General features: G+C 59.6%; 16 protein-coding genes. 6 read left to right on the forward strand and 10 right to left on the reverse strand.

Annotated features, from left to right (window positions below):
* Nucleotides 1–56: 56 nt before the first annotated feature.
* From HX824_RS06900 to HX824_RS06910, 3 genes are read right to left on the reverse strand one after another with little or no spacing between them, the layout of a single operon-like run.
* Nucleotides 57–1,283 carry a nucleoside permease gene (locus HX824_RS06900; RefSeq protein WP_087694232.1) on the reverse strand — a complete coding sequence of 409 codons (1,227 nt, stop codon included), beginning with the start codon at nucleotides 1,281–1,283 and terminating at the stop codon, nucleotides 57–59.
* Nucleotides 1,284–1,325: 42 nt separating this feature from the next.
* Nucleotides 1,326–2,378, reverse strand: a complete 1,053-nt coding sequence (locus HX824_RS06905; protein ID WP_087694231.1) for a sugar phosphate isomerase/epimerase — start codon at nucleotides 2,376–2,378, stop codon at nucleotides 1,326–1,328.
* A 14-nt stretch (nucleotides 2,379–2,392) separates the two neighbouring features.
* Nucleotides 2,393–3,523, reverse strand: a complete 1,131-nt coding sequence (locus HX824_RS06910) for a Gfo/Idh/MocA family protein (protein WP_177054380.1) — start codon at nucleotides 3,521–3,523, stop codon at nucleotides 2,393–2,395.
* A gap of 167 nt (nucleotides 3,524–3,690) precedes the next feature.
* Between HX824_RS06910 and HX824_RS06915 the strand changes: the two genes are divergently transcribed.
* The gene (locus HX824_RS06915) at nucleotides 3,691–4,686 is read left to right on the forward strand and encodes a LacI family DNA-binding transcriptional regulator (protein WP_177054363.1); all 996 of its coding nucleotides are present in this window, start codon (nucleotides 3,691–3,693) and stop codon (nucleotides 4,684–4,686) included.
* Here the strand turns inward: HX824_RS06915 and HX824_RS06920 are convergent.
* Complete coding sequence (locus HX824_RS06920) at nucleotides 4,680–5,090, reverse strand: hypothetical protein (RefSeq protein ID WP_003211385.1); 411 nt, start codon at nucleotides 5,088–5,090, stop codon at nucleotides 4,680–4,682. The genes HX824_RS06915 and HX824_RS06920 overlap by 7 nt on opposite strands.
* A 109-nt stretch (nucleotides 5,091–5,199) precedes the next feature.
* Between HX824_RS06920 and HX824_RS06925 the strand changes: the two genes are divergently transcribed.
* The 5 genes from HX824_RS06925 (at nucleotide 5,200) to HX824_RS06945 (ending at nucleotide 10,156) form a co-directional block, all read left to right on the forward strand.
* The gene (locus HX824_RS06925) at nucleotides 5,200–6,051 is read left to right on the forward strand and encodes a helix-turn-helix domain-containing protein (RefSeq protein ID WP_008435424.1); all 852 of its coding nucleotides are present in this window, start codon (nucleotides 5,200–5,202) and stop codon (nucleotides 6,049–6,051) included.
* Between the two features lie 291 nt (nucleotides 6,052–6,342).
* Nucleotides 6,343–7,071 carry a winged helix-turn-helix domain-containing protein gene (locus HX824_RS06930; RefSeq protein ID WP_003211381.1) on the forward strand — a complete coding sequence of 243 codons (729 nt, stop codon included), beginning with the start codon at nucleotides 6,343–6,345 and terminating at the stop codon, nucleotides 7,069–7,071.
* Nucleotides 7,064–7,819 (forward strand): EAL domain-containing protein, encoded by a 756-nt coding sequence (locus tag HX824_RS32425; protein WP_008435428.1) that lies wholly within the window; start codon nucleotides 7,064–7,066, stop codon nucleotides 7,817–7,819. The genes HX824_RS06930 and HX824_RS32425 overlap by 8 nt, the downstream gene beginning before the upstream one ends.
* 32 nt (nucleotides 7,820–7,851) lie before the next feature.
* The gene (locus HX824_RS06940) at nucleotides 7,852–8,541 is read left to right on the forward strand and encodes a winged helix-turn-helix domain-containing protein (protein ID WP_003211376.1); all 690 of its coding nucleotides are present in this window, start codon (nucleotides 7,852–7,854) and stop codon (nucleotides 8,539–8,541) included.
* 220 nt (nucleotides 8,542–8,761) lie between these two features.
* Entirely contained in the window at nucleotides 8,762–10,156 is a 1,395-nt protein-coding gene (locus tag HX824_RS06945) for an undecaprenyl-phosphate glucose phosphotransferase (protein ID WP_177054364.1), read from the forward strand.
* A 262-nt stretch (nucleotides 10,157–10,418) separates the two neighbouring features.
* Here HX824_RS06945 and HX824_RS06950 read toward each other — a convergent pair whose 3' ends face one another.
* From HX824_RS06950 to HX824_RS06975, 6 genes are all read right to left on the reverse strand, one after another.
* Nucleotides 10,419–12,509, reverse strand: coding sequence for a YjbH domain-containing protein (locus HX824_RS06950; RefSeq protein WP_177054365.1), 2,091 nt, complete (start codon nucleotides 12,507–12,509; stop codon nucleotides 10,419–10,421).
* Nucleotides 12,506–13,273 carry a capsule biosynthesis GfcC family protein gene (locus HX824_RS06955; RefSeq protein ID WP_008435436.1) on the reverse strand — a complete coding sequence of 256 codons (768 nt, stop codon included), beginning with the start codon at nucleotides 13,271–13,273 and terminating at the stop codon, nucleotides 12,506–12,508. The genes HX824_RS06950 and HX824_RS06955 overlap by 4 nt, the downstream gene beginning before the upstream one ends.
* Nucleotides 13,270–13,929 (reverse strand): YjbF family lipoprotein, encoded by a 660-nt coding sequence (locus HX824_RS06960; RefSeq protein ID WP_371319409.1) that lies wholly within the window; start codon nucleotides 13,927–13,929, stop codon nucleotides 13,270–13,272. Before HX824_RS06960 ends, HX824_RS06955 begins: the two co-directional genes overlap by 4 nt.
* Nucleotides 13,930–13,943: 14 nt before the next feature.
* Nucleotides 13,944–15,056: a polysaccharide export protein gene (locus HX824_RS06965; protein WP_143495494.1), complete on the reverse strand. Its 1,113-nt coding sequence runs from the start codon at nucleotides 15,054–15,056 to the stop codon at nucleotides 13,944–13,946.
* An 85-nt stretch (nucleotides 15,057–15,141) separates the two neighbouring features.
* Nucleotides 15,142–15,426 (reverse strand): hypothetical protein, encoded by a 285-nt coding sequence (locus tag HX824_RS06970; RefSeq protein ID WP_003211359.1) that lies wholly within the window; start codon nucleotides 15,424–15,426, stop codon nucleotides 15,142–15,144.
* A 179-nt stretch (nucleotides 15,427–15,605) separates the two neighbouring features.
* Nucleotides 15,606–16,949: a UDP-glucose/GDP-mannose dehydrogenase family protein gene (locus HX824_RS06975; RefSeq protein WP_003211357.1), complete on the reverse strand. Its 1,344-nt coding sequence runs from the start codon at nucleotides 16,947–16,949 to the stop codon at nucleotides 15,606–15,608.
* Nucleotides 16,950–16,951: the final 2 nt, after the last annotated feature.

Here is a 16,951-nt window from a genome sequence, read left to right on the forward strand (position 1 = left end):
GGGCCATTCTAGCGCGATACCAACGCTGCGCAACGCCGCTTTGCGGGCGCCATGCGTCAATCAGCCGGCTCTGCTGCCACCCGCTCCCGCCCCTTGAACGCCAGCGAAAAACAAAAAAAGATCACCAGCGCAAACCCCGCCGGAAACAACCAGATGCTGCGCCAGTCATGGCTGCCACCCGCCGCCACATAGTGGTCGGTCACCTGCCCTGCCACCCAGAACCCAATCAACATGCCCACACCGTACGTAGCCAGGGTAATCAGCCCCTGGGCCGAACTCCTGAAGCGCTCCGGGGCCTTGGCGTCGGTGTAGATCTGCCCCGAGACAAAGAAGAAGTCATAGCAGATGCCATGCAGCGCAATCCCGGTAAACAGCATGAAGGCCAGCTCGCCATTATTGCCGTAGGCGAACAGTGCATAGCGCAGCGCCCACGCCAGCATGCCCACCAACAGCGCGACCTTGATGCCAAAACGCTGGATGAACAGCGGCAATAGCAGCATGAACAGCACCTCGGACACTTGCCCAATGGCCATTTTTGCCGTGGGGTTGGTCACGCCGATTTCCGCGAGAAACGGGTTGGCGTTCTGGTAGTAGAACGCCAGGGGAATGCAGATCAGGATCGAGGCGATGAAGAACACCAGGTAGCTGCGATCCTTGAGCAACCCCAGCGCATCCAGCCCGAGCAGTTGCTTGATATCACCCTTGCCCGCCTCGGCTTTCAAGGGCGCGGTACGCGGCAAGGTGAAGCTGTAGAAACCCAGCACCACTGACGCGATGGCAGACATCAGGAAGGTGTTGCGCAACGCGCCCGTGGTGATCGACTGCTGCGAATCCCAGGCGAACACAAAGCTGATCACCAGCCCCGCAACAATCCAGCCCAGGGTGCCCCACACACGGATGCGCGAAAACTCCTGGGCCGGGTCGCTCATTTGCCGGAAGGCCACCGAGTTCACCAGTGCCAGGGTCGGCATGTAGATGACCATGTATGCCAGCACGTAGGGATAAAAGCCGACGAAGTCCGGCGCGCGGTACAGCTGGTACAGCAGCACCGCGCCGATCAGGTGCAGCACCGCCAGGATGCGCTCGGCGTTGAAGTAGCGGTCGGCGATCAGGCCGATGATAAACGGGGCGATGATCGCCCCCCACGACTGGGTGGAAAACGCCATGCCGATCTGCCCGCCGCTGGCCCCCAGGTTGCTGGCGAGGAAGGTGCCGAGGGTGACGAACCAGCCGCCCCAGATGAAGAATTGCAGGAACATCATGACGCTCAGTCGCGCTTTCATTGTGGTCACCGTTTTATTGTTATTTTGAGTCAGAAGCGCTGTTCAGGCGTCGGGCAGGCCCAGCAGCCGTCGGTTGGATTGCTCGTCGGATGTCACGCCGGCGAAGTCATCGAATGCCTTGCTGGTCTTGCGGATCATGTGCTGGCGGATGAACTCCGCCCCTTCTGCCGCGCCTTGTTGCGCGTCCTTCAAGCAGCACTCCCACTCCAGCACGGCCCAGCCGTGGAAGTCGTATTGGGTGAGCTTGCTGAAGATCGATTTGAAGTCGATCTGGCCATCGCCCAATGAGCGAAAACGGCCAGGGCGGTCGACCCATCCTTGGTAGCCGCCATACACGCCGGAGCGCGCGTCGGGGCGAAACTCGGCGTCCTTGACGTGGAACATGCGGATGCGCGCGTGGTAGCGGTCGATGAAGCCCAGGTAATCCATTTGCTGCAGCAGCAGGTGGCTGGGGTCGTAGAGAATGTTGGCCCGGGGATGGTGGTCGACGGCTTCGAGGAAGCGCTCGAAAGAGGCGCCGTCGTGAAGGTCTTCGCCGGGGTGGATTTCGTAGCACAGGTCGACGCCGGCCGCCTCGAAGCAATCGAGAATCGGCAGCCAGCGCTTGGCCAACTCGGCAAAGCCTTGCTCCACCAGGCCGCTGGGGCGTTGTGGCCAGGGGTAGATGTACGGCCAGAGCAGCGCGCCGGAGAAGGTCGCGTGGGCCGTCAAGCCAAGGCGCTGGCTGGCGCGGGCGGCGAGTTTCAATTGGTCGATGGCCCACTCGGTCCGTGCCTGGGGCTGGCCGCGCAGATGGGCCGGGGCGAAGTCGTCGAACAGCGTGTCGAATGCCGGGTGCACGGCCACAAGTTGGCCCTGCAGGTGGGTCGATAGCTCGCTGATTTCGACGCCCGCATGGGCGCAGGTCGCCTTGAGTTCATCGCAGTAGGCCTGGCTTTCTGCAGCGCGGGCCAGGTCAATGTAGCGGGTGCCGAGTGTGGGCAACTGGATCGCCTTGTAGCCCTGGGACGCCGCCCATTGGGCGATGTTGGCCAGGGTGTCGAAAGGCGCTTCGTCCGAGATGAACTGGGCGAGAAAAATGCCTGGGCCGCGCATGTCTGTAGTCTCCTTCATGGGTGGTTCGCCAGGGTGGTCCACTTCGCCTCGCCGCGATGGTTGGCGATCACCGCTTCGATAAAGGACATGCCGCGCACGCCGACTTCGATGCCGGGTACACCTTCGGCCTCGGTGCCCTGGCGAATGGCCTTGGCGAAGTCGCGGTAGAGGTTGGCCATGGCTTCCAGGTAACCCTCGGGATGCCCGGCGGGCAGGCGCATGCGCTGCAATGCCGCGTCGCACAGCCAGGGCTGGCCGACGCCGGAACGCAGGATGCGCAGCGGTTGGTCGAGGGAACGATGGATCAGACTGGCGGGTTCTTCCTGGCGCCATTCCAGGCCGCCCTTGTCGCCATAAAGGCGGATCTTCAGCGGGTTCTCTTCACCGGCACACACTTGGCTGGCGATCAGCACGCCGCTCGCGCCGGAGGCCATCTTGAACAGCATGGCGGCATCGTCATCCAGTTGCCGGCCGGGTACATGGATGCCCAGGCTCGCGCAAAGCTGTTCGATCGGTTGGTCGGCGATGAACTCGGCCAGGGAAAAGGCGTGAGTGCCGATGTCGCCGATGCAGCCGCCCAGTCCCGACAGCTCGGGCCGGCTGCGCCAGTCCGCCTGTTTGTTGCCCTGCCCGGCCACGTCCTGGCTGAGCCAGCCTTGTGGGTACTCGACGATCACTTTGCGCAACGCGCCGATCACGCCATTGCGCACCATGTCGCGGGCCTGCCACACCATCGGGTAACCCAGGTAGGTGTGTGCCAGCCCATAAAGCCCGGAACCGTTTTTGACAACGTCTGCCAGCGCCTGCACTTCAGCAAGATTGAGCGCGGCCGGCTTCTCGCTGAACACGTGGAAGCCCGCCTGCAGCGCCTGGGTCGCAATCGGTGCATGCAGATGATTGGGGGTGACGATCACCAGCAGCTGCATGCGCTGCTCGGCCGGGAGTGCCTGTTCGGCGGCGAGCATCTGCTGCCATTCGCTGTAACAGCGGGACGCGGGCAGGCCCAGCGCATTGCCGGTGCTCCGGTTGTTCTCGGGCTCACGGCTGAAGGCACCGCACACCAGTTCATAACACCCATCCAGCCCCGCCGCCTGGCGGTGAGCCTGGCCGATGAAGGCGCCTTCGCCGCCGCCAACAAAGCCCATTCTTATTTTTTGCACAGCAACCGTCATCGCAAGTCTTCTCTTTATGGGCAATTACCGATCATGATGTAACCGGTTACATCGTGCCGGAAATTTAGGCCTGGTTGCTCGCGGTGTCAAACCCCGACTGCGGTAAACTTGCAGGCTGCTGTTCTGATAACGAGGTGGTCTTGTCCAATATTCGTGAAGTCGCCCGGCTGGCCGGGGTCTCGGTGGCCACCGTGTCCAGGACCCTGGCCAGCCCTGAACGCGTGTTGCCCGAGACCCGCGACAAGGTCAACGCCGCCGTGGAACAGACCGGCTACCGGCCGAACCGCATGGCGGTGCAATTCCGTTCGCGGCGCACCGGCAACCTGGTGATCCTGGTGCCGGCGATTGCCAACACGTTTTTCGCCCGGGTCATCAGCGGTGCACAGCAAGCGGCGCAGGCATCGGGTTATCGGTTGCTGTTGTGCGACACTCGGGGCCAGGCAGAAATCGAAAAACAGTTCGCCGAACTGGTCCACGCCCATCAGGCCGATGGTGTGATTCAGTTGCGGGCCTCGGACCCGTTCAGCGACTGCAGCGACTCACCGCCACTGGTGAACGCCTGCGAGGTGATCCAGGACGGTCGCCACCCCACCATCAGCCTCGACAACCGTGGCGCCGCCCGGGCCATGACCCAGCACTTGATCGACCTCGGCCACCGCCGCATCGGCTTGATCAAAGGCCCGAAAAGCAGCCCACTGACCCGTGACCGCGTGGCCGGTTATGAAGATGCCTTGCTCGCGGCGGGCATCCCCCGCGACCCGGCGCTTATCTGCCACGGCGACTTCACCCTGCACGCCGGTTTCGAGGGCGCAGGCAACATGCTCGCCCTGCCCAAGCGGCCCACTGCGCTGTTCTGCGAGAACGACGAAATGGCCATCGGCGCCTTGAAGCGCATCAAGCAACAGGGCCTGCGCGTGCCCCAGGATATTTCCCTGGTGGGCTTTGATGACATCCCCTTCGCGGCCTACTGCGACCCGCCCCTGACCACCATTGCACAGCCTGCCGAAATCTTCGGCCGCAAGGCGGTCGAGATGCTCATCGCACTGATCGAGAAAACGCCGCTGTCGGAGCGTCGGGTTGTAGTGCCGTTCGAACTCACAGTACGCGGCAGCACGGCAGCGCCCCACACTCAATAGTGCGCCACATCCGACACCTGGGTATCCAGCACGTCCCGCGCCAATGCCCAGGCCTGATCCGTGGATTCCACCACCAGCAACGGGTAGCCCCACGCCTTGCCGAACATCACGGCAAACGGCTTGAGCGCCAGGCGCTTGGCTGCGCTGGGCTCCACCTGAATCATGCCTTTGACGAAAGTACGCAGGGCCACCTTGTGCTTCTTCATCCAGATCGAGGCCTGTTTGCGCTCTTCGTGGGAGTGCTCGTGAGTGCTTTCATCCACGGCTTTCTCGTGCAGCAGGACAAAGGGTTCCTCGCGCTGCAACAAGGCCTCGAATGCGCCAAAGGTATCTTGCGGGGGGGTGTCGCTGGGGGCGTCAAACACGATTTTCACCACGGGGAATGTTGAACTGTCGAGTTGCATGGGAAGCTCCTTTAACGAGAATGCTTCTCATGATAGCCATGCCATCACTGGACGCCATTGCACAGAATGGCCAGAATGTTTCGCATTCCAGCCAAGACGCCGCGCCGCCATGTACAACCACCGCCTCGAAACCCGTGACCCCTTGCGCCCGGCCCTCGCCGATGCGATCCCCCGTGCGGTGGTTGCAGTGAGCGCCTCAAGCACCTCTGCGAGTTGGGAGCACGCACCGCACCAGCACCGCAAGGGCCAGTTGATGTACACGTTGCGCGGGGTGATTCATTGCGTCATCGAAGAAGGTATCTGGATCGTGCCCCCCCAGTGCGCATTGTGGATTCCGGGCGGCCTTTCCCATGCCGCGCGCGGGTCGGGGGCAGCGGATGTCTACTGTCTGTTGGTCGACCCCGACGCCGCCGGCGCCCTGCCCCGGCAATGCTGCACCCTGGCGGTATCGCCGTTGTTACACGAATTGATCAGCAAGGCCGTCAGCTTCCCACCGCTGTACGACACCGAGGGCGCCCAGGGCCGGTTGGTGGCCACGCTGCTGGACGAACTGGCACTGGCACCGGTGGAGGCCCTGCACCTGCCCATGCCCCGGGACACTCGGCTGCGGCGCCTGGCCGACAGTTTGCTGGCCAACCCCAGCGACAAGGCCACCCTGGGCGAATGGGCCGTACGCATCGGCATGAGCGAACGCAGCATGACGCGCTTGTTGCTGGAGGAGATCGGCCTGAGTTTCGGCCGCTGGCGCAGGCAACTGCATGTGATCCTGTCACTGCAGCGCCTGGCGAAAGGCGAAAGTGTGCAGACGGTGGCACTGGACCTCGGCTATGAAAACGCCAGCGGCTTTATCACCATGTTCCGCAAGGCCATCGGCCAACCGCCGGCGCGCTACCTGGCCGACCGCGCGAGCATCCCCCAGCACACGACGCCCGCTATCGCCTTGCTGGATTATTATAAATAGTCACGTATAAGCATTTTTAGAGCTAAGGGACTAGAAGGCTTAAATCATTCCAGCCAAAAAAAATCAACCCGCCTAAAATACTTATCGCACACTAAAAAATTTGCACTAGCATATGAGTACTCCGGTCCACAAACCCGCTCTCAACACCCGCCTGAAATCCGCCTTACCCCCCGCAAATAAAGTGCCGAATGTTAAAATTTGTCACGTTTTGGCGTATTCAATTCGATTAACATCTAAACGCCTGCAGCGATTGAATTGACGGCCTCGCATGCCGGAAAAGGGAGCAACGTGATGCATTTTTCCAACGTCCTCGCTATTGCACGGACCCCATCGAAATCCGAGGACTTCAGCGAGCTTATAGTTCGTACTGTACCGAAAAATCTAAAAGTCGATACACGCTCCTACGGCCAACTAATCGGTCCCTATGCAAGCCATGGACATTACCGTGCCATCATCATAGAGATCGACACCCCCTCTGCCAGCACCCAAACGCTGGACATCATTAAAAAAACCAGATCGGAAAATCCTGGCAGCACCATTTTCCTGGTTGTCACCTTCGCCACTACACTAAGCAAAACCAAATATTATCTCGCAGGCGCCGATTACTGCATAAAGGTCGTCGAGAGCTCGCCCGAGAAAAAACTTGCCCTGTTTGCCGCGTTCCTCAGCGAGACATACTGGCTAAGTAATACTGATTTGCTACTCGATCAGGATCGCATGTGCATCTACGGGGGTGGCAAAAAGCTCGAAGTGTCCTTTGTCGAAATGAAAGTACTGGAAGCGCTCATTCATAATCGATTGCTCAGCCATGATGAAATCGCCGTGGTAATGGGGCTGAATCCCCGATTTTATGATTCAAGGGCCCTCGAAAAATCGATTAGCCGGTTACGTGGCAAAATAAAATCACATTACGGAAGCAATATAATTCAGAGCATTCGCGGTTACGGCTACAAACTAAGCAGAGGGCTGGCTTCGGTTAATCATATCCACCCCGTCAGGGAGCGGTCGAACCGTGAATAGCGGAACCTTATTACGTGAGGCGTCAGCCTGCTTCACCTTTTCGCGGCAAGCGATACTTGAACGAAGTTGCACGCTGTGGGGCAGTGAGATCCGCGTCCACGCCGAGCCTGCGCTCGACAGCCCGCGTGATGACGCCTGCCCGTTTTATTCCGAACAACTTAAAGACGCCTACAGCGAAGCCCTGCAACATGCCAGGCCGAGTTCATTTGCCCGCACAAGTAAACGTTTGCGCGCGGATAAAAGCCCGGGCCTCCACAAGTTTTTCCGAGTTGAGCAATCGCTGTTGATGAATGAGGACCTGCTCAAGGAAATTATCGATACTTCACACACGCTGGAAAAAAACAGACAACAACTCATTGTCAGCGTTGAAAATACACTGGACACCCTTCCGGGCCCGCTGGAACGCCGGAGCATGATCCGTCAACTGTATAGCCTGAAAGACCAGAGCAACCTGAAGCTTGCCTATAACAATTACACATTAAATACAAAAAACACCGACCTGCTGATCGACTTGAGTCTTTATGACTATATAAAAATGCCTTTTCCAGACTCGGCCCTCAGGCTCAGTCTGAACACCCGCTCGGGCCTGTTCGACCGGCTTTACGACCAGATGCTGGGGCTGATGAGCACCACCCGGGTCTCCTTCATCGCCGACAACGTCGAGCACGCCGACAGCGCACTTCTCGCCAGACGCTTGCCTTTTGACTATTTTCAGGGCCCCTACTTCTCCCCTGCTGATAGTTTATGAACCCCCGTACTTTCCTGGAATCGGTGAATGCCATGAGTTCTCTCAAGAAACACACATTTACATCGACGTACCCGTCAATCGCACTGCACGATTTCACGCCAAATGTGGCATTTTTACATTACGACGTCGACAGCGGGCCGCTGATCGAAACCGTGGAAAAAACATCGGACGCTTCGACCAGTTCCTACGCCGTTACCAAAGAGCAGAATTTCAATCTGTGGCTCAGTAACTATGTCGCCGCCAAAAGACTTTACGAAGCCAGTAATCGGCTGACCCGACAACTTTACGACGCATCAAAAAAACCTAACATCACGGCTCTAAAATCAGACGTCACACACACGGACCTGAATAACACCACCGCGGAAACAGTTAACTCATCCTCTGCATTACGCGGCCCCGATGTCTGGCTACTTACCCAGCAAGATCGTGCGCTGGTGAAAGGTGGGCTACGCATTTCCTTGACCACTATTGAGTCGGCATTGATTAAGAAAATGTTGAACCATGAAGAACGTGTGGTCAGCAAGGAAGAACTTATCCGCAACATCGGACGTGAGCCCGACCTCTATCGCGGGCTTGAAATGTGCCTTAGCCGATTGCAGGACAAGTTCAAACGCGTGAATGATGGCGAACGCCTGTTCCGCGCGGTGCGTAACCGTGGCTACTGCCTGACACAAAAAATAAAAAGCCCGCTGAGCAGTCGCGCAAACGTCACAGAACAATAATTATTTCATAAAAATTACAATTCACCCTGCCTATTAGAACGCCTTTCTATCTGCCATTTTATAACAACATGACCGCGTTATAAGTCGTCAGCCATTGCTCCCTGCCATTTATTACTATCAATACGCACGCCTACGCGTGCGCCTGCCATTTGATAGTCATTAAAACCACGCCTCGCTTTAACCTGCCAGCACGTGAGTGGATACCACAGGGAGCAGAAGTATGCTTAACAACAGAAGAATGCATCGTAACCTTACACCCAAAGGCCTGACCTTTTGGGGACAGTGGGCAATTGCCCTGAGTGTGGTCGTTGTACTTTTGTTTTCACTGGTACTTTTCAAGACCGGGCAATTGGAATCCCACTACCGGATATTGGCAGCCATTACAATACTGGCCTCTATACCGGCCTACATGTTATGTGACGTCTATAGCAAAAAAGATGACTTTTTTGTTGGGCTGGGACGATTATTCACCGGCTGGTTATTGACCCTGGGCATATTGTTCGCGGTCGGCATAGCCTGTAATGCCAGTTCGCTGTTTCCCTTCGAGATCCTGCTACTGTGGGCCGCTGTCAGCTATCCAATACTAGCCCTTTGCTACATTCCCATTCACAGTCTATCCAGGTACTACCACCGGCAACTACATGAGCGCCAGAAATCGCTGATTATTGGTACGGGAAAACTTGCAACCGACTTGGCCAATACTCTCGCCAGGCAAAAACGCTCCCCTCTGGTCGGTCTCGTAGGTCCCCGCACCACCTCCCCCCAGGCCAGCACCCAGCCTCAGATCCTCGGTGACTTGCCCGATCTTCCCGCGCTGATCCGCCAGCACGGTATCCGCCGCCTGTACATCACTCACTCTCTCCAGGAAGCGACCCACATCGAGGCGCTGTACCTCAACCTGCTGGAGATCAGCGTGGACGTGATCTGGGTGCCCGACCTCAACAACATGCTGCTGCTCAACCACAGCGTGGCCGAGGTGGATGGATTGCCCGCGATCTTCCTCAATGAAAGCCCGCTGACCAGCCGGCCGACCGCAGCACTGAGCAAGTCGCTGCTGGACAAGAGCCTGGCCCTGTTGGCGATCATCCTGCTCAGCCCGTTGCTGCTGCTGTTCGCCCTGCTGATCAAACTTACCTCTCCCGGCCCGGTAATTTTCAAGCAGGATCGTCACGGCTGGAACGGCGAGGTGATCAAGGTCTGGAAGTTCCGCTCGATGCGCGTGCATGACGACCACGAAGTGCGCCAGGCGAGCCGCAACGACTCACGCATTACCCCCGTAGGGCGCTTTATCCGCCGCACCTCCATCGACGAGCTGCCCCAGCTGTTCAACGTGCTGCAAGGGCATATGGCACTGGTCGGCCCACGCCCGCATGCCGTCGCCCACAATGACTACTACTCGGGCAAGATTCGCGCGTACATGGCGCGGCATCGCATCAAGCCCGGCATCACCGGCCTGGCGCAGGTCAATGGCTGCCGGGGTGAAACCGAGACCCTGGAGAAGATGCAGCAACGCGTCGATATCGACCTGCGCTATATCAACAACTGGTCGCTGTGGCTGGACATCAAGATCCTGTTCAAGACGCCGTTTACCCTGCTGTCCAAAGACATCTACTGACCCCGCCCTTCCCCGTGCCGCTGCATCGGCGGCGCGGGGCACCAGGCGCGCTTTGCGCCCTCCCCGCCACCACTCCCCGCAAGGCGCAACGATAGCGCCCACAGCAACGCCCGGCCCGGGCCGTTCGCATAGTCATCAAAGAGGAAAGTCAGGCAAGTGTTGCGCGCCGGCATTGCACCTGGCGCTGTAGCGTTCGGCTTGGCGACTGCCCGGCGCATTCAACGCCGGGCAGTCGACAACCTGGTCGGCAGATGCCGCCCCGTCACTCAGTGATCTTCTCGAAGTTGTTGTAGAACAACTCGCTGTCACGCCCGTCGGTCATGGTCTGCAGCGAATAGCCGCGGTTCAGGCGTGCGCCGCCGTCACGGGTCAGTGGCGCCCATACGACGTTGGCCCGACGCATCGTCGAGGTGCTCATCAATTCGTCGAAGGGGACGGAAATATAGATACCCTTGTCGAAGCTGCCTTCGCCATATTCTTCCTTCGAGGCGGTGGTCAGCGTCACCCAGCCACCAAACTTCACGCCGTTCTTGAACTGGCGCGAGATGTCGACGGTGGTGCCCCAGTCCCGCGCCAGGTAACGCCCCACACTGACGGCGGCCAGGGTGTCATAGGGCAGCTCGGTATAGCTGGTGACATGGCCGGTGATGGTCTGGTAATCCCGCAGGCCGAAGCCCTGGTTGAAATCACGCTGGCGCACGAAGTTCAGGTCTGCGCCCACTGACCAGTGCTTGCCCGCCGGCCGGAACAACACCTCGCCTCCCACCCCGGCGTACATAGACTCCAGGTAGCCGCCGTAGACCATGCCATACAGGTCGCGGTCCAGGCGCTGCGCATGGTTGACCTGGAAGTTCGGCATCGTCACATCGGACGTGGTCATGTATTGGCGCAGGTCGGTGCGTACTCGCGGCAACCCGCTGGGTGCGTCGTAGGTGAACTTGTCGTAGTTGTTCAGCAGGTTGGCGCTGAGCAAGCCGCTCCACCAGGTATTGCGGGTAAAACGGTACTCCGCGTCGGCGTCGGCAGTGAACTGATAAAGCAAGCCGTCGGGGCCACCGATGTTCTGTTTGTAACCCAGGCCAAGGCCATAGTTGAACGGCTCGGATTTCCTGCTGTAGAGCGTGGTTTCCCGATGGGCAACCGCCGGGTTGACCTCGGTATTACGGTGCAGGTCCGTCAACGGCTGCTGGTTGTTCACCACGGCGCGGAAGGTGTTACGGGGCACGCTGGTTTCTTCGATGGGCATGTCATAGCGCTTGTTCACCAGGGTGAACCAGTCGATATCCTGATTGGCGCTGTTGTCGAGAATCCGGCTGGCGCGTCCCACGGCCTTGGCCGAATAGAAGTAGCGTTGCTGCTCGCCATATACCATCAATTCCGAGCCGCGCCGGGCAATGCGCTCCACCTTGTAGCCGGCATTCTGCTGCAGCCTGTCGGCGACGTTGGCCCAGTTGACCTGGTCGGCCGGGGTGGTGGGCATGCGCGCCGGCAACGGTTCGGCGGGCGGGTCATAGGTCTTGACCGGTGCCTTGCGGCTGACAAAGTTGGTGTGCAGGGTGATGCCGAACATCGCGGTATTCCCGCGTTCCCAGGCCGCACTCAGGTCGACGCTGTCAGCCAGCTTATAGACCACGCCAATGTTTACCGGCGAGTCCTGCTTGATCGGGTTGTCCAACGGCTCGTGCTTGTAGTCATTGCCCTCGTATTCGAGTTTCAGGCTCAGGGGTTCCCAGGGCGTTTGATAGGCGATCCCGCCGAACAACGAAGGGCGGCCCCTGAAATAGGCGTTGGAGTTCACGTCCCCTGCCCTGGCGACGACCGCAGTGCTCTTGGGCCGGTCGTTGAACTTGCTGCCGAACACCGACAGCGGGTTGCCGAAGTCGCCTCGGTTTCCCAGGTAGCCCCAGGCGATGCCGAGGCTGAAATCCAGGTTGCCGTGGCGCTTGTTGGCGACAAAGTATTCGCTGGAAAACAGCCCGGTACCGCCGATGTCCCGGGCACCGAAAGCCACCTGCGGTGCCCACCGGCTTTCCTCCCAGAGCCGCGCCTTGAAGTCGATGGCCTTGTCCTTGAAGCTCTGGCTTCCGCTCAACGCCTCGGCGCCGTACCTGCGGTTGCTGATGGCGGTATAACGAAACGAACCCTCCAGCCAATCAAACGGTTGCAGGGAAAAGCTGTAGCGCGAGTAGGGATCGGTGCGGTTGGCGTTGGCGCTCAACTCTCCCGCCGGGGCCATGCGTGCGGTGGGGGTCTGTAGCAGGCCCACGCCGCCGAAATCATTTTGGGTGTAACGGGGGTCACCGTGAGCCAACCCGCAAGGCAACAGCAGTACAGCCGCAAAACGTAAATTCAAGGGTTCACCTCAGCCAACGGTTGAGTGGCGAAAAACTCGGCCAGTTGTTGGTTGAGATCAGGGGTCGGCGTCTCAAGGTCGTCGCTGCGGATCGGCACCAGGATCCTGCTGCCGGGGGCCGCCACCACGCCGTCCTCGCGATTCCACGCCGCCACGCCCACGCGCCGTACCTGGCCGTCGGGCTGGATCAGCCACAGGTCATCGCGCTCGGCGTCATCGAGGACCGTGCAGTCGCCAACATAATCCCGCACCTCGCGCATGGCCCGGTACGGCACATCACAGGACTGCGCGACCGCGCCGAGCACGTGCACGGTGGACGGCCTCACGGGGTAGACCAGCCGGTCCCCGTCATCCAGCAATGCGTTGCGCGCGAACCCCGTCTCCACGGCGATCGGGTCCAGCACTTGCACCTGGCGGCCGGTGACCGGCAACTGTTCGACCTGTCGATACAAACGCGCACTCAAGTCCGCCCGGGAGCCACGGTCATCCAGCAAGGCCCCTCGTTGCAGCAGTTTCAGATCGAACAAAACCCCTGCCTTCAAGCGTTCCTGCGTGCTCACCAACGACTGGTGCAGCCATGCGGCGCCCAACCAGTAGCTTTCTGCATTGGGTTGGGCCACACGAATAACGTCCAGCAAACGCGCCCCCGGCTTGACCTCGAAGGCGCCGGGGCTGCGCACATCGCCACTGACTGTAACGGCCGCCTGGCCAGTGCCGGGGCCGATCAGCAACAGGCCCAGCCATAAAAGCTTCGAACACTTCATCGGGCTGCCTCCCGGTCGGGACGCAACTGCACGATTTTCAGGGCCAACCGGGGCGTCAAATGCTGCTCGCTGCGCCAGATGAAACCATCCTGCGGGTCGACCCAATAATGGTTGGTGGCGCGGAAATTCAAGGTGGGAGCGTCCACCTGCTCGTCGATGCGCAGCAAGGCGTAATCCTTGTCCAGAATGCGGAGGGTCTCGATACCGTGGCTGCTGAAACGGCTGTTGACCGCGATACCGATTCGGTTGCCGTCGTAGAGGTCGATCCAGCGTGTGCCGGTGTAGCCGTCGGGCAGATGCTGGAGCCCGCGCTTGAACGGCGATTCGCCACTGAAACGCGTGCCATCCAGGGAAACACCCAGCCCGACAGTGCGTACCACCAGGCCGTCACGCATCATCACCACTTGCTTGCCGGAAGCGACCCAGAACTGCAGGTCGCCCCGGCGCCGGGCCATGGCCATCACGCCCTCGCTGACGGCGGTGGTCACCAGGATCTGCGGGTATGGCACCGCGTCGACCTGGGCGCGGGTCACGTTGATCGGGGCCGGGCCCGTCACAGAGGTTTCGAGGGTGTACCACGACGCCCTCATCAACGGGTTACACCCGCACAACAAGAGCGCCACCGACAGGCAGGCGCTGGTAGGCAACATTTTCACCACGGGATAACGCCTTATCTGCTGTTGACTTCACTGAGGTCATTGGCCGATCGGGCACCAATCCCAATGGCACTGGCGGTCGGCAGCAACTGGCTGATCAGGCGGTTCCAGCGCGTCACGCCGGCCGGCCCGACGTACACGATGTCCTGGGGTTGCAAGTCGAACCGGGTAGCCAGCACCAGCGCGGACGGTGACTGGGCATCGAGCTGGAACACCTTGGCCGGTTCGGCTTCCAGGTTGTCCACGCCGCGAATCACATAGACCGCATTGCCATTGGAAGTGGTCTGGTTCAAGCCGCCTACGGTACCCAGGGCATCGGTCAGGTTGATCGACTTGCCCTTGAAGCTCAGGGCCCGGGGCTGATTGACTTCGCCCATCAGGTAGACACGTTTCTGGTCGTTATAGGGCAGGTACAACCGGTCGCCGCCCTTGAGGTAGATGCCCTGCAGTTGCGAGCCCTGGCGATTGAGGCTGTCCAGGTCAAGCGTGTACTCACGGCCGTCGCGCGTCAGGGTCAGGCTCGAGAGGTCGGCATTCGTGGGGTCGACACCGGCAGCGCCAATGGCCTCGACGGCGCTCAATGGCGTGGTGGTGATCGGCTGTTGCCCGGCCTTGATCACCGCCCCGGTCACCACCACTGTCTGGCTGGCAAACCGCAGGACGCTGACGTCGACCTGTGGGCTTTCAATAAATTGCGACAAGCGCCCGGCGATAAAGGCCCGCAGCTCTTCGATGGTCTTGCCGGCCACCGGGACGTTGCCGATATACGGATAAAACAACGTGCCATCGGGGCGAACCAGGCGCCCGTTGGCGTCGATCTGCTGTTGCGGCCCGGACGGTGCCGTCAACTCGGGATGGTCCCAGACCGTGATGAACAACAGGTCATTGGCACCGACGCGATAGCCACCGGGCACATAAGACAACAGTTCTGCCGGCACCGATTCACGAACATGCGTGGCGGCATCCATGGCAATCAATTTGGGGGTGATGGGAATCAACTCTACCCGAGTACTTTCGGAAGAACCCTCACTGGACATTTGACTGGTGTCCATATGTTGACCAGGCGAAAACATGCAGCCGTGCAAGCTGAAACTTGCCAGCAAAAGAACAGGTAACCTACGAATCATAATGGCACTACGCTAGTCGAGGGCGAGTCTAAAAAAGATCACCCAGAAGTTCCGGGTGATCTTGAACAACACACATTGCGGGTTATTAGTTGGTACCGGTGGTACCGCCTGTACCGGTGGTGCCGCCGGTGCCGGAAGTACCGCCATTGGAACTGCCGCCCGAGTTGGAAGCCGCCGCCGCAGCGCCGACTACCGCGGTACCGACCCCGACGGTTTCACCGAGCGTCACGCCGCCCACGAGCGGGGTGCTCAACGACAGGGGCTCGCTCGCGCCGGCCGCATCGCTCAAGGCCTCGCTCGCGACTTCACCTGCCGCCAATGCCGCAGTACTGCTAAAGGCCAGCACGCCGGCCAACAGTATTTTCCTCATATCAGACTCCTTCTCGATATTTACCCCTTATCAAATAATGCAATAAGGGCGTAGTGATGGAACGGAGATAAACAGGCTATGCAAACTGCGCAAAGATCCTGTTGGATCACGCACTTAACCTCCTCGAAATCATCTCACTTGTGGATAGCTCAAACCACCAATGTTAATAATCGTCAGGATTAAACAACGGGGCGTACCGATAACCCGCGACCAATACCGTAATACTCGAAACCATTGGCTTTCATACGCTGCGGATCAAATATATTGCGGCCGTCAAAGATCACCGGCGTGCTCAGTTTTTCTTTTATCAAGTCCAGGTCCGGGGCCTTGAACTCCCGCCATTCGGTCACGATCACCAGCGCATCGGCACCTTGCAACGCCGCTTCCTTGGTGCCCATCAGCAACAGGTCTTCGTTCATCCCATAAATGCGCTGGGTCTCGGCCATCGCTTCGGGGTCGAATGCCTGGACCCGGGCACCCACGCTGCGCAGTTGTTCGATCAACACGCGGCTCGAGGCTTCGCGCATGTCATCCGTATTGGGCTTGAAGGCCAGGCCCCAGATGGCGAAGGTCTTGCCCTCCAGCTGGCCGCCGAAGTGGTGGTGAATATGCCCGAACAGGTGCTGCTTCTGGCGTTTGTTGACTTCCTCGACGGCAGACAACAGCGTTGCCTGATAGCCGATCGACGACGCGGTGCGCTCCAGCGCCTGCACATCTTTCGGGAAGCACGAACCGCCATAACCGCAGCCTGGGTAGATAAAGTCGTAGCCGATCCGTGGATCGGAGCCAATGCCTTTACGAACCGCCTCAATGTCGGCGCCCAAGCGTTCGGCGAAATTGGCCATTTCATTCATGAAGGAAATCTTGGTGGCCAGCAGGCAGTTGGCCGCGTACTTGGTCAGCTCGGCACTCCTGATGTCCATCGTGATGATCTTTTCGTGGTTGCGGTTGAAGGGTTCATACAGCTCCCGCATGCGGTCCACGGCGTAACTGCTGTCGCTGCCGATGATGATCCGGTCGGGCCGGGTGCAGTCGGCGACCGCCGAACCTTCCTTGAGGAACTCGGGGTTCGAGATCACGTGGAACTCCACCTCGAGCCCCCGCGACGTCAACACCTCGGACACCTTCGCCCGGACCTTGTCCGCCGTCCCCACCGGCACCGTGGACTTGTTAACGATAATCTTCGGCTCGGTCATGTTGAGCGCAATGGTCGCGGCAACGGAGAGCACGTACTTGATGTCGGCGCTGCCATCGTCATCAGGCGGGGTGCCCACGGCGATGAACTGCACCTCTCCATGCCGCACGCCTTGCGCGGCGTCGGTGGTGAAGTGCAAGCGTCCGGCATCGTGGTTCTTCTGGACGAGCGCACTCAGCCCGGGCTCAAAGATCGGAATAATGCCGGCCTTGAGGTTCTCGACTTTAGTCGCGTCCACGTCGACACAACACACCTCATGCCCCGCGTCGGCCAGCACCGCTGCCTGCACAAGACCCACATAGCCGATTCCAAATACAGTTACATTCATTT

It is taken from the genome of Pseudomonas sp. D4002, from assembly GCF_013385665.1.
GTDB lineage: Bacteria > Pseudomonadota > Gammaproteobacteria > Pseudomonadales > Pseudomonadaceae > Aquipseudomonas.

Excerpts from the sequence above, each read along its gene's own strand:
- HX824_RS06920 (WP_003211385.1), bottom strand. The coding sequence starts at position 5,090 with ATGCAACTCGACAGTTCAACATTCCCCGTGGTGAAAATCGTGTTTGAC.
- HX824_RS06965 (WP_143495494.1), bottom strand. The coding sequence starts at position 15,056 with ATGATTCGTAGGTTACCTGTTCTTTTGCTGGCAAGTTTCAGCTTGCAC.
- HX824_RS06955 (WP_008435436.1), bottom strand. The coding sequence starts at position 13,273 with ATGAAGTGTTCGAAGCTTTTATGGCTGGGCCTGTTGCTGATCGGCCCC.
- HX824_RS06910 (WP_177054380.1), bottom strand. The coding sequence starts at position 3,523 with ATGGGCTTTGTTGGCGGCGGCGAAGGCGCCTTCATCGGCCAGGCTCAC.
- HX824_RS06900 (WP_087694232.1), bottom strand. The coding sequence starts at position 1,283 with ATGAAAGCGCGACTGAGCGTCATGATGTTCCTGCAATTCTTCATCTGG.
- HX824_RS06925 (WP_008435424.1), top strand. The coding sequence starts at position 5,200 with ATGTACAACCACCGCCTCGAAACCCGTGACCCCTTGCGCCCGGCCCTC.
- HX824_RS06975 (WP_003211357.1), bottom strand. The coding sequence starts at position 16,949 with ATGAATGTAACTGTATTTGGAATCGGCTATGTGGGTCTTGTGCAGGCA.
- HX824_RS06940 (WP_003211376.1), top strand. The coding sequence starts at position 7,852 with ATGAGTTCTCTCAAGAAACACACATTTACATCGACGTACCCGTCAATC.
- HX824_RS06970 (WP_003211359.1), bottom strand. The coding sequence starts at position 15,426 with ATGAGGAAAATACTGTTGGCCGGCGTGCTGGCCTTTAGCAGTACTGCG.
- HX824_RS06945 (WP_177054364.1), top strand. The coding sequence starts at position 8,762 with ATGCTTAACAACAGAAGAATGCATCGTAACCTTACACCCAAAGGCCTG.
- HX824_RS06930 (WP_003211381.1), top strand. The coding sequence starts at position 6,343 with ATGCATTTTTCCAACGTCCTCGCTATTGCACGGACCCCATCGAAATCC.
- HX824_RS06905 (WP_087694231.1), bottom strand. The coding sequence starts at position 2,378 with ATGCGCGGCCCAGGCATTTTTCTCGCCCAGTTCATCTCGGACGAAGCG.